Raw genomic sequence first — 11,116 nt, forward strand, 5'->3', positions numbered from 1 at the left:
CCATGACACCTCCCCCCCCGCCCCTCCGCGAAAAAAACGCGATAGATAGATCGTCGCCTACGCCTAGGGGAGCGAAGGCCGAGAGTCGGGTTCACCTGCCCTGGGGGTGGTTGTGCTCTAGCGTGGTCGCGGTGACGATTCAATTTCAGTCCTGGTGGTCGACGCTCACGCCATCAACGCGGGCAGCGCTGATCGCAGAGCCGAAACGGATTCTTCCGCTCGAGCTCGTGCCCGAGCTGGCTAGCACCAATCCGCCGAGGGTGGTCGGGGTGGCGTACTGGGTGGAAACCCAGAATCCTCCAGGCTTCACCCTGGATTCCGAGACCGTGAAGCAGATCCTTGCGTGCCGGGATACGCTGGCTAGTTGGTTCTCTGACCTCGACCCCGCCGTCCGCAAGGTGATCGCCGCCAGTCCGGCCGGCAGAATTCCTGCACAACACAACAGTCCTGACCTCGTCGCGCTGGGTTTGGTATCGACTGCTGGTGATCCTCCGGATGAGGCTCCGTTTAGGTTGACGATGATCGGGCAAGACGCTGTCACTTGGTTGCAGAGTTTGAACGTGGAACCGTGACGTCGAGCGGAACCTGATTCGTCGGGGCCAGTTGGAGTCAGCGAAAACCAAACACCCCCGACCAATCAGGTCGGGGGTGTTGCTGGCTCCGCTGACTACCGGGCCGTAGACCTAAGTACCTCAACCTGAGCGAGGATCGCCGCCGCGATCTTCTCTGCTGTGTCGAGATCGAAGCCCTGGCCGTCGATGAGGACGACACGCGTTTCTCCTTCCTCCTCGCAGGTATGAACCTGCCGGCCAACCGTGATCCTGGCGTCATCGTGGTCGGTTGACGGGAATGTGGTCGACACGACGTAGTTCGCTGCGCTCTCGGCCGTGAATGCCATTGCCTCGGTGAGTAGTGTGTCGACGTCCTCAGGCGTCACGTAGTCCTGCATGTGTTCCCCTCGTGTGGTTGTGGTGAGAAATAGTGCAGCAGGAGACCGACAGAGTCGACGCCCTGCGGGCGGCAGTGCTGACCGAACGGAGAACCCAAGGGTTCCGGAGTGTGTAACCCCACCCCGGAAACTCCCACGAACCATGCCCCGTTATCGCGTCACGGCAACGCCTGTAGCCCACCCACTGGAAGCGGGCAGGCTGGCGTCGACCCTCACAGCGTCCGGCCGGAACCATCCGTGAGAGCGCCCGCGCCGGTTCGCGGGATTGAGTACACCGGGTGCCGCTGGGGTACGTCGGGCGGCGCTGTGGACGACGAGGAGACCGTTACCGGCCCACTCCGCCGACCACTTCCCAGCATCGGGAAATGGTCGACGGGGCAGGTCGCTAGCGGATGCCTGCCTCGCGCCACGCCTCGGTAGCGCAGTCGACCGCATCGATGAATGCGGCGGGGGACGTCAGTGTCAGATGAATAAGTACCTGGCGCTGCTGCTGCGGCGTCATGGCGTCGTAGTCGACGAGGAGGTCGCTGATCGCGCGGCTCATGCGGGCACCGCCCACATCATCGAGGCGAAGGTGACCAGGCCGAGAAAGAAGATGTATGCGCCGAAGACAATGGCGACGCTGAGGAGCGCGGTACGTAGTCCAGCGACGGTGGATGCAGATATGCTGCGGGAACGGTTCATGACGGCCTCTATCCGTTGTGTTCCGAGGCCCTGGAAGGTGTTGGTAGCACCGACCGGGGCCGTTCTGTGTGTTCGGAACCGGGAGAGATTGCCCCGTAGTGCACGCTGGGTGCACAGCAGGGGGATTCGGGCCTATTCGTGCAGGTCAGAGGGTGCCCCCGGCAGGAATCGAACCTGCGACCTAGAGATTAGAAGGCTCTTGCTCTATCCAACTGAGCTACGGAGGCGTGACCCCTGTTCGGGATCGGGTCAGGAGTCTACCGGCTCGGGTTGGCGCGTCACGCCAGGCCGCGCGACGACGCTGCGTAGTACCTGGGCGTGGCTCACACGCGCCCGCCTCCTACCCTGGTGGCATGGCATCACCCGAGCTCGCCCACGTCGACACGCCGCCGACCCGGACGGCACGCGGCAGCGTGGTTCCCGTTTTCGTCGTCCTCGGTCTGATCGCCGGACTGGTCGCAGCGTTGGTTGTGGGACTGTCGGCGTCCGAGGCGCTGGTGCGACTCGGCATCCCCGACCCCGGCCCGCTCACCACGTACGGGCTGCCCGCGCTCAAGGCGATCGGTGAGGTCGCGGCGATCATCTCCATCGGGTCGCTGCTGCTCGCGTCGTTCCTGGTGCCGCCGCAGAAGAGCGGCGTCCTCGACGTCGACGGGTACCGGGCGGTGCGGACGGCGTCGAATGCGGCGATCGTGTGGGCGGCGTGCGCGCTGGTGCTCGTCCCGCTGACGGTGTCCGACACGTCGGGTCAGCCGTTCGGTGAGGCGCTGCAACCGGAGAACCTGTGGCGGGCGATCCCGCAGATCGAGCTCGCGGAGGCGTGGCGGAACACGGCGATCCTGGCGATGATCCTCGCGATCTGCTCGAGGATGCTGCTGCGCTGGAACTGGACGCCGGTGGTGCTCGCGCTCGGCGTCGTGACGTTGATCCCGCTCGCGCTCACCGGCCACTCATCGGCCGGCGGTTCCCACGACATGGCGACGAACAGCCTCCTGTGGCACCTGGTCGCGGCGTCCCTGTGGGCCGGTGGCCTGTTCGCGCTGTTCGTCCACGCCCGCCGCGGCGGTGCCCACACCGACCTCGCCGCGCGCCGCTTCTCGAAGGTCGCGACCGCGGCGTTCGTCATCATGGCGATCTCCGGCGTCATCAACGGCCTCGTCCGGCTGCCGCTGAGCGACCTGTTCTCCAGCACCTACGGCTGGCTCCTGGTCTCGAAGACGGTCGCCCTCGTGATCCTCGGCGTGTTCGGTTTCCTGCAGCGCAGGCAGGCGCTGCCCGCGCTCGAAGCGGACCCGACGTCGCGTGGTGCGTTGATCCGTTTCGCGGGTGGAGAGGCGATCATCTTCGCGGCGACGATCGGACTGGCGGTCGGACTCGGCCGCACGCCGCCTCCGCCCACGGACATTCGCCCGACGCCCGCCGAGGTGCAGCTCGGCTACAACCTCGACGGCCCGCCGACCCTGGCGCGCCTGATGTTCGACTGGCGCTTCGACCTGATCTTCGGCACCGCCGCGATCATCGCCGCCGTCTGGTACGTCATCGGGGTGCGACGACTGCGGCGACGCGGCGACAGCTGGCCCGTCGGCCGCACCGTCGCCTGGCTCCTCGGCTGCGCGACCCTGCTGATCGGCACGTCGTCGGGTCTCGGCCGATACTCGCCCGCCGTGTTCAGCGTCCACATGGGCGCGCACATGGCGCTGTCGATGCTCGCGCCCGTGCTGCTCGTCCTCGGCGGACCGATGACGCTGGCGCTGCGCGCACTCAAGCCCGCGGGCCCCGACGGCGCGCCCGGGCCGCGCGAGTGGCTGCTCGCCGCACTGCACAGCAAGTACTCGCGGTTCATCACGCATCCGCTGGTGGCGTCGTTCCTGTTCGTCGGCGGCTTCTACGCCCTGTACCTCGGCGGGATCTTCGGTGCGACCCTCGATTCGCACGGCGCGCACCTGCTGATGAACGTGCACTTCATCCTCAGCGGCTACCTCTTCTACTGGGTGGTCATCGGCATCGACCCGGCGCCGCGTCAGATCCAACCCGTGACGAAGCTGGCGATGGTGTTCGGATCGCTGCCGTTCCACGCGTTCTTCGGCATTGCCCTCATGAGCACCATGGAGGTCATCGGAGGCTGGTACTACCGGTCGCTGGGACTCGGCTGGAACGACGACCTGTTCAACGACCAGAAGGTCGGCGGTGGCATCGCGTGGGCGACCGGCGAGATTCCCCTGGTCCTGGTGATGCTCGCACTGCTGGTGCAGTGGTCGAGGTCCGATGAGAAGACCGCCAAGCGCATCGACCGTGCCGCCGACCGCGACGACGACGCGGAGCTCGCCGCGCACAACGCGATGTTCGCCGAGCTGGCCCGCCGCGACAAGGACGGCTGGAACTAACCGGCCTGGCGCAGCCGATCCCGGGCCTCGGCCGGGGTGACGGTCTCGGGACTCTCCGCGACGGGATTGGCGAAATGCCATTTCAGGACCGATCGCGTCACCGGCAGGGTGCCACGGAGGACGGCCTGCATCGCCGCGGGTGACCGGGTGGCCCGCACCGCCGCCCTGGCAGCGGGTACGACGGCGCGGTCGAGAGCCGCGGGCTGGTCGAAGTCGCCGAGGACGCGCATCCACTTCGGGAGGGTCGCGATGGCGGCGGGCGCGATCAGCCGACTCGACGCCCACAGGGGCCACCGGCCTGCGCCGCCCTCGGTGCGCAGCAGGTAGTGCATGCCGCGCTGCGCCCGTTCGGACGTGCACAGACGAGGTCGGACCTCGGCGAAGTACTCGCGGACCGCCGCCCGTGACGCCGGGACGTCGGACTTCGCGCAGGTCTGCAGCTCGGCGGCGACGACGCAGTCGGCCCAGTACCGGTCCTCGTCCTCGGGCGTGAGCGGTCCCGGCCCGAACATATCGTACGCCTTGAGCACCGAGTGCCAGCCCGTGACGTGGATCCACAGCTGGCTGTCCGGGTTGTTGGCCGCGTACCGCTTGCCCGAGACGGGCTCGATTCCGGTGACGCGGGCGTGGACCCGCATCAGCAACTCCGACGTCTCGACGGCGGTGCGGCTGTCGCCGACCGCGACGACGAGGAAGTACGACAGGGTGCCGTCGAGGCGGCCCCGCGGGTCGGTGTAGATCCCGTCGGCGTCCGCGACGGCTGCCGCGAGCATGGGGTCGAAGTGTTCCAGCGTGACGGCGCGTTGGAATCCGATGAGGGCGGTCGGATGCGTCCACACCTTCCACGTCGGGGAGTCCGGGCCGAAGAACCCGTTGTCGCGTCGGGGGAGTGTCGGGTCGAACGGCCAGGTGCGGGTCGCCATCATGCGGGAGTCGGTCATCGTGTGCCCCTGTCGGTGTCCTGCGTCCATGAATACAACGCGACCGTAGCAATGTGGTGGGGCGAATACAACGGTTGCGTAGGATTGGTGACCGTAGGGTGAGCCGGAGGAGGTGGCGACCACATGACGAGAGCCGACGCCGAACGGCCGCGACGCAAGTACGCGCCGCGCCTGCCGCCCGAGCAGCGGCGTGAGCAACTGCTCGACGCGGCGTTCGAGGTCACCAGGCGGCACGGGCTCCACGACCTGAGCATGGAAGCGGTCGCGACCGAGGCCGGTGTGGGAAAACCCGTGCTGTACACGGTGTTTCGCGCCCGAGCCGACCTGGTGGCGGCGCTGCTCGAGCGCGAGCACGGGCGTGCCGTCGCGCAGGTGCTGGCAACGATGCCCACCGACCTCACCGCTGCCGGACCCACCGCGGCGTACACGGCCACCGTCACCGGATTCGTCGGCGCCGTCCTCGACAACCCGACCCGGTGGCGTCTCATCCTCACCGCGCCCGACAGCGCGCCGGGGGAGTATCGCGACCACCTGCGGTCGGCCCGGTCCGCGGTGCTCGCCCGCGCCGTGGAGCTTGCGTATGCGGGCATCGCGCTGGAGCCGGCGCTCGCGGAACTCGACGCGGACCTGCTCGCCCACACGATGCTGTCCTTCGCCGAGATGCTCGGACGCCTGGCCGTCAGCGATCCCGACCGCTACACCAGTGATCGGCTTGCCAACTACGCGGCTTCCCTTGCCGGCCTCATCGCCGATCCGACTAGCACGCGCCGTGGACACCGGCCGGATACCGGGCGCTGAATTCGCCCACCCTGTGGACGGTTTCACGAACCGTCCACAGATCGTAACGGGGTACTCCCGTCGCCTCCGTGGGCCGGACACGATCGGGGTGTGACGCCGAGCGGCGTCGGACGAGGAGTTCGCAGACATGTACGAAACCCACACGGCCGTGATCGGCACCGTCATCACCAACCCGGTCAAACGATCGACCGTCGGTGGCGAGGAAGTCATCAGCTTCCGAATGGCCAGCAACGCCCGAAGGTTCGACCAGGCAACGGGGGAGTGGACGGATAGCGGCACTCTCTACCTGACCGTCAGCTGCTGGCGCCGACTCGTCGACGGCGTCGCCGCGTCGTTGATGAAGGGTGATCCGATCGTCGCGTACGGACAGTTGCGGACCAGCGAGTACACCACCAGGGAGGGTGCCCCGCGGTCGGACCTGGAGATGCGTGCCACCGCGGTCGGACCCGACCTGGCCCGATGTGTCGCGAAGCTCGAACGCGGACAGAAGAGTTCGAGCGCGCCGGACGCCCTCGATGGCGGTGCAGGGTCCGATTGCGAGAGCGATGTGACCGGTGCGGAACTCGAGACGGTCGCGACCGGGTAACGCGCACATCACATCTCGATGGTGTCCGGTCACAGAGGTGCCGAAATGCGGTGTCCCCCAGGAGAGAGCGCATACGGTGAACTCGCTCGCACGATCACGTCTGTAGCGGATCTGGGAGGCGTTGATGAGGTGGACGACGGTTCTGTCGACAGTGCTCGTCACGATCGCGGCGGGTGTCGCCGGGACACCCGGCGTCGCCGGCGCGGCGGAGGGTCCACCGGGCTCGGTCGTCCAGGTCGAACCGATCTCCGCCGCGGCAGCACTGCCCGGTGCCGCCGACGGATACCGGGTCGTCTATCGCACCACCGACCACCACGGCGCCGGGCGCCTGAGCTCCGGTGCCGTGTACGTGCCACCGGGCGAGGCGCCCGCGGGTGGCTGGCCGGTGGTGTCGTACGCGCACGGCACCATCGGCCTCGCCGACGGATGCGAGCCGTCCACGGTCGGTGGGCTGGGCCAGGAAGCGACGTACATGGATCGGTGGCTGCGTAGGGGCTACGCGGTTGTCGCCACCGACTACGCGGGCCTCGGCACCCCGGGGGAACTCGCCTACCTGGACGGCGTCGCGGCCGGCCACGACGTCGTCGACATGGTCCGAGCCGGGCGTTCGGCGGTGCCGGAGCTCTCGTCGCGCTGGGTGGTCGCCGGACTGTCACAAGGTGGGCACGCGGCGCTGCACACCGCGCGCCTGGCGACCACGTACGCGCCGGAACTCGACTACCGCGGCGCCGTCGCATTGGGGCCACCGACCAACCTCGACCAGGTGTTCGCGCTCGGCATGCCGGGGATCCCGAACTTCGGACTCGCGGGCCTGACCAAGTTCACCCTGTTCACGATGGCGGGCCTGCGCGCAGCGCGGCCGGACCTGAACATCGATTCGTATCTGTCGGCGCGCGGCCTCGAACTCGCCAGGATCTCGACGCAGGTGTGCACGCGCGAAGTGGACAAGTATGTCGGTGGTGCATCCGTGGGTGACCTGTTCGTCAAGCCCCTCCACGACCTGCGCCCGGCGTTGACGGAGTACCTCGGAGTGCCGACCTCGGGGTACGACCGCCCCTTACTTCTCGGGCAGGGGGCTGTCGATCGCGTCGTCCCCCTCCCCCTGACCCTCGTCTTCGCGGGCCAGCTGGCCGCGTCCCGGACCGCCGTGAACTTCCGGGTGTATCCGACCGCCGATCACATTGGCACGCTCGCTGCGGCGTTCGACGACTCCGCACGGTTCGTCGACGCGGTGACGCGGTGAGCTGCTTGCGGTGAACATCGCCGATTCGTTCCGGAGACGGACCGAATGAGGTATTCACATCGTATGCGACATACCTGGGGGTCTGAATTCTCTGACGAGTTGGCGGGACGGAGGCGGCGAATCTTCCCGACACGAGCTGTGCTGGTACGGGTGGCTGCGGCTGCGGCAACCATGGCGACGGCCGCAGGGCTGCTGGGGCCCGCAACCGCGACCGCCACGCCGCCTGCTCCCGGCACCGTGATCGGAACGGACGCGCTGCCGCCGATGGCGCAGCTTCCCGGGACCGCGTCGCAGCGCCGGCTCACGTACTGGACCGAGGGGCCGACGGGCGCCCCCGCCCTCAGCACGGGCGCCGTCTACGTTCCGAGTGGTACCCCGCCTGCTGGTGGGTGGCCGGTGATCTCCTCGGCGCACGGCACCACCGGTGTCGGTGACTCGTGTGCGCCCGCGCACGGGTACGACACCACCTACCTCACCCGGGACTACCTGTCGGGGTTGCTGACGCGGGGCTACGCGGTGGTTGCCACGGACTACGTGGGGCTGGGCACCGAGGGAACACATGCTTACCTGCACGGACGCAGCGAGGGCCGGGCCGTGATCGACATGGTCCGGGCGGCGACCTCCGTGACCCCGGAACTGTCTCGCAGATGGGCGGTGGTCGGCCACTCGCAGGGCGGGCATGCGGCGATGCTCGCCGCCCATCAGGCCACCGACTACGCGCCCGAGCTCGACTACCGCGGCGCAGTCGCCACCGGCACGCCGGCGAATCTGGAGTTGCTCCTGCCGTTCGGCGGACCCGGATTCCCGAACCTCGGGCTCAACGGACTGACCATGTTCGCCTCCTACATCATCAACGGTCTGAAGGTTGCCCGCCCCGACCTTCCGATCGACGACTACCTGACGCCGGTCGGAGCGGCGCTCGTCAAGGATTCCGAGTCGCTGTGCTACACGGAGTTGCGCGATCGTGCGGGCACCATCGGCGTCGGCGAGATGTTCAGCCGGCCGCTGAACGAGCCCCGGATCAGGGATGCTCTGCGTGACTATCTCGCGGTCCCCACCACGGGCTACGACAGGCCCGTGTTCATCGGGCAGGGACTGCGCGACCAGACGGTGCCCTTCCCGCTCGCCACGAAGCTCGCGCTCGACATGGAGGCGGCAGGCGAACCCGTGACCTTCCGGACCTACGACGCCTTCCACGGCTCCTCGATCGTGGTGTCGCTCCCCGACACGACCGCCTTCATCCGGTCGCTGTTCGAGACCGCCTGACCTTGCACGCCGACCTGCGGCGGGCCGTGCGCCCGACGCAGGTCGGTGAGTATCAGGTCCTCGACCCGTGTGGATTGGGGCGGCGTCTGCGCTGCCGATACCCTGGTGCACATGGCGGAGTTCATTTACACGATGAAGAAGGTGCGCAAGGCGCACGGCGACAAGGTCATCCTCGATGACGTCACGATGAGCTTCTACCCGGGCGCGAAGATCGGCGTCGTCGGCCCGAACGGCGCGGGTAAGTCCTCCATCCTCAAGATCATGGCCGGGCTCGACCAGCCCGGAAACGGTGAGGCGTTCCTCGCCCCAGGCGCCTCCGTCGGCATCCTCATGCAGGAGCCGCACCTGGACGAGACCAAGACCGCTCGCGAGAACGTCGAGGAGGGCCTCGGCGAGACCATGGTGCAGCTCAAGCGCTACAACGAGATCGCCGAGCTGATGGCCACCGACTACTCCGACGAGCTCATGGAGGAGATGGGCGAGCTTCAGGAGAAGCTCGACCATGCCGACGCCTGGGAGATCGACTCCCAGATCGAGCAGGCCATGGACGCGCTGCGCTGCCCCCCGGCCGACGAGCCCGTCACCCACCTCTCCGGTGGCGAGAAGCGCCGTGTCGCGCTGTGCAAGCTGCTGCTGAGCAAGCCCGACCTGCTGCTCCTCGATGAGCCCACCAACCACCTCGACGCCGAGTCGGTGCTGTGGCTCGAGCAGCACCTGGCCGCCTACCCGGGCGCCATCCTGGCGGTCACCCACGACCGGTACTTCCTCGATCACGTCGCGCAGTGGATCTGTGAGGTCGACCGCGGCCGTCTCTACCCGTACGAGGGCAACTACTCCACTTACCTGGAGCAGAAGGCTGCCCGCCTCGAGGTGCAGGGCAAGAAGGACCAGAAGCTGCAGAAGCGCCTCAAGGAGGAGCTCGCCTGGGTCCGCTCGGGCGCGAAGGCACGCCAGTCGAAGAACAAGGCCCGCCTGGACCGCTACGACGAGATGGTCGCGGAGGCCGAGAAGCACCGCAAGCTCGACTTCGAGGAGATTCAGATCCCGACCCCGCCGCGACTCGGCAACGTGGTGGTCGAGGTCGAGAACCTGGACAAGGGCTTCGACGGCCGCATGCTCATCAAGGACCTGTCGTTCACGCTGCCGCGCAACGGCATCGTCGGCGTCATCGGCCCCAACGGTGTCGGCAAGACCACGCTGTTCAAGACGATCGTCGGGCTCGAGGAGCCGGACTCGGGCACGGTCAAGGTGGGCGAGACGGTCAAGCTCAGCTACGTCGACCAGAACCGTGCCAACATCGACCCGACCAAGACCGTGTGGGAGGTCGTCTCCGACGGACTCGACTACATCGAGGTCGGCCAGAACGAGATGCCGTCACGCGCGTACGTCAGTGCGTTCGGATTCAAGGGCCCGGACCAGCAGAAGCCGTCGGGGGTGCTCTCCGGTGGTGAGCGCAACCGCCTCAACCTGGCGCTGACCCTCAAGGAGGGCGGCAACCTGATCCTCCTCGACGAGCCGACCAACGACCTCGACGTCGAGACCCTCAGCTCGCTGGAGAACGCGCTGCAGGAATTCCCCGGTTGCGCCGTCGTGATTTCCCACGACCGCTGGTTCCTGGACCGGACCTGCACGCACATCCTGGCGTGGGAAGGCGCATTCGGCGACAACGAGGCGGCCTGGTACTGGTTCGAGGGCAACTTCGAGGCCTACGAGGAGAACAAGGTCGCGCGCCTCGGCGCCGACGCGGCTCGCCCGCATCGCGTCACCCATCGCAAGCTGACCCGCGACTAGGTGCGAGTGCGTTGACGAAGCTCTACACCTGCGAGGTTCACGTGCGCTGGGGCGATTCCGATCGCCTCGGCCACGTGAACAACGTCCTGTATGCGGAATACGCGCAGGAGGCTCGCGTGCAGTTCTTCCGTGACTGCATCATCGGGGCGGGCGCGCTGCCCACCCCGATGGTGGTGCGGAAGATGACCTTCGACTACCTGCGGCCCGTGACGGACGAGACCGGTCCGATCACGGTCGAGATCGTGATCCCGCACGTCGGTACGTCGTCGTTCGTGGTGCATCAGTTGATGCGCGACCGCAACGGCGAGGTGTGTGTCCGCGCGGAGGGCGTGATGGTCGGATTCGACCCGGAGACCGAGAAGTCCGTTCCGCTGCCCGAGCGGACGCGTGAACTGTTGAAGGAGTACGCGCCTGTCGAGGTGTCGGCTCCCGCGCGGTAAACCCGGCTAGGCTCAGCGGTGCACACCTGTCCGT

11 protein-coding genes and 1 tRNA gene are annotated in these 11,116 nt (G+C 67.7%); 8 read left to right on the forward strand and 4 right to left on the reverse strand.

Annotated elements, in window-relative coordinates; genetic code table 11:
* Positions 1 to 131: 131 nt before the first annotated feature.
* A complete protein-coding gene (locus FFS72_RS18945; protein WP_137875381.1) occupies positions 132 to 572 on the forward strand; it encodes a hypothetical protein in 441 nt (146 codons plus the stop codon).
* A 95-nt stretch (positions 573 to 667) separates the two neighbouring features.
* On the opposite strand, the gene FFS72_RS18950 is transcribed toward FFS72_RS18945, so the two are convergent.
* The 3 genes from FFS72_RS18950 to FFS72_RS18955 all read right to left on the reverse strand — a co-directional run bounded on the left by FFS72_RS18950 (position 668) and on the right by FFS72_RS18955 (position 1,860).
* On the reverse strand, positions 668 to 949 hold the full coding sequence (locus tag FFS72_RS18950; RefSeq protein WP_137875382.1) for a hypothetical protein: 282 nt from the start codon (positions 947 to 949) through the stop codon (positions 668 to 670).
* 385 nt (positions 950 to 1,334) lie between these two features.
* A complete protein-coding gene (locus tag FFS72_RS26525; RefSeq protein WP_171018742.1) occupies positions 1,335 to 1,493 on the reverse strand; it encodes a hypothetical protein in 159 nt (52 codons plus the stop codon).
* Between the two features lie 293 nt (positions 1,494 to 1,786).
* Positions 1,787 to 1,860, reverse strand: a tRNA-Arg gene (locus tag FFS72_RS18955).
* Between the two features lie 126 nt (positions 1,861 to 1,986).
* Here FFS72_RS18955 and FFS72_RS18960 point away from each other — a divergent pair.
* Positions 1,987 to 4,017 (forward strand): bifunctional copper resistance protein CopD/cytochrome c oxidase assembly protein, encoded by a 2,031-nt coding sequence (locus tag FFS72_RS18960; protein ID WP_137875383.1) that lies wholly within the window; start codon positions 1,987 to 1,989, stop codon positions 4,015 to 4,017.
* Here FFS72_RS18960 and FFS72_RS18965 read toward each other — a convergent pair.
* A complete protein-coding gene (locus FFS72_RS18965) occupies positions 4,014 to 4,958 on the reverse strand; it encodes an oxygenase MpaB family protein (protein ID WP_137875384.1) in 945 nt (314 codons plus the stop codon). The genes FFS72_RS18960 and FFS72_RS18965 overlap by 4 nt on opposite strands.
* Positions 4,959 to 5,081: 123 nt before the next feature.
* Here FFS72_RS18965 and FFS72_RS18970 point away from each other — a divergent pair, with 123 nt between their 5' ends.
* The 6 genes from FFS72_RS18970 (at position 5,082) to FFS72_RS18995 (ending at position 11,082) form a co-directional block, all read left to right on the forward strand.
* Positions 5,082 to 5,756 carry a TetR/AcrR family transcriptional regulator gene (locus FFS72_RS18970; RefSeq protein WP_137875385.1) on the forward strand — a complete coding sequence of 225 codons (675 nt, stop codon included), beginning with the start codon at positions 5,082 to 5,084 and terminating at the stop codon, positions 5,754 to 5,756.
* A gap of 127 nt (positions 5,757 to 5,883) precedes the next feature.
* The gene (locus FFS72_RS18975) at positions 5,884 to 6,342 is read left to right on the forward strand and encodes a single-stranded DNA-binding protein (protein ID WP_137875386.1); all 459 of its coding nucleotides are present in this window, start codon (positions 5,884 to 5,886) and stop codon (positions 6,340 to 6,342) included.
* A 124-nt stretch (positions 6,343 to 6,466) separates the two neighbouring features.
* Entirely contained in the window at positions 6,467 to 7,585 is a 1,119-nt protein-coding gene (locus FFS72_RS18980; RefSeq protein WP_137875387.1) for a lipase family protein, read from the forward strand.
* 171 nt (positions 7,586 to 7,756) lie between these two features.
* Entirely contained in the window at positions 7,757 to 8,851 is a 1,095-nt protein-coding gene (locus tag FFS72_RS18985; protein WP_137875430.1) for an alpha/beta fold hydrolase, read from the forward strand.
* Positions 8,852 to 8,962: 111 nt separating this feature from the next.
* Entirely contained in the window at positions 8,963 to 10,642 is a 1,680-nt protein-coding gene (gene ettA, locus FFS72_RS18990) for an energy-dependent translational throttle protein EttA (protein ID WP_137875388.1), read from the forward strand.
* Between the two features lie 11 nt (positions 10,643 to 10,653).
* Positions 10,654 to 11,082, forward strand: coding sequence for an acyl-CoA thioesterase (locus tag FFS72_RS18995; RefSeq protein ID WP_137875389.1), 429 nt, complete (start codon positions 10,654 to 10,656; stop codon positions 11,080 to 11,082).
* Positions 11,083 to 11,116: the final 34 nt, after the last annotated feature.

The organism is Rhodococcus sp. Q (genome assembly GCF_005503035.1).
In the GTDB taxonomy this organism is placed as follows: domain Bacteria; phylum Actinomycetota; class Actinomycetes; order Mycobacteriales; family Mycobacteriaceae; genus Rhodococcus_G.

Excerpts from the sequence above, each read along its gene's own strand:
- FFS72_RS18950 (WP_137875382.1), bottom strand. The coding sequence starts at position 949 with ATGCAGGACTACGTGACGCCTGAGGACGTCGACACACTACTCACCGAG.
- FFS72_RS26525 (WP_171018742.1), bottom strand. The coding sequence starts at position 1,493 with ATGAGCCGCGCGATCAGCGACCTCCTCGTCGACTACGACGCCATGACG.
- FFS72_RS18960 (WP_137875383.1), top strand. The coding sequence starts at position 1,987 with ATGGCATCACCCGAGCTCGCCCACGTCGACACGCCGCCGACCCGGACG.
- FFS72_RS18965 (WP_137875384.1), bottom strand. The coding sequence starts at position 4,958 with ATGACCGACTCCCGCATGATGGCGACCCGCACCTGGCCGTTCGACCCG.
- FFS72_RS18970 (WP_137875385.1), top strand. The coding sequence starts at position 5,082 with ATGACGAGAGCCGACGCCGAACGGCCGCGACGCAAGTACGCGCCGCGC.
- FFS72_RS18975 (WP_137875386.1), top strand. The coding sequence starts at position 5,884 with ATGTACGAAACCCACACGGCCGTGATCGGCACCGTCATCACCAACCCG.
- FFS72_RS18980 (WP_137875387.1), top strand. The coding sequence starts at position 6,467 with ATGAGGTGGACGACGGTTCTGTCGACAGTGCTCGTCACGATCGCGGCG.
- FFS72_RS18985 (WP_137875430.1), top strand. The coding sequence starts at position 7,757 with ATGGCGACGGCCGCAGGGCTGCTGGGGCCCGCAACCGCGACCGCCACG.
- ettA (WP_137875388.1), top strand. The coding sequence starts at position 8,963 with ATGGCGGAGTTCATTTACACGATGAAGAAGGTGCGCAAGGCGCACGGC.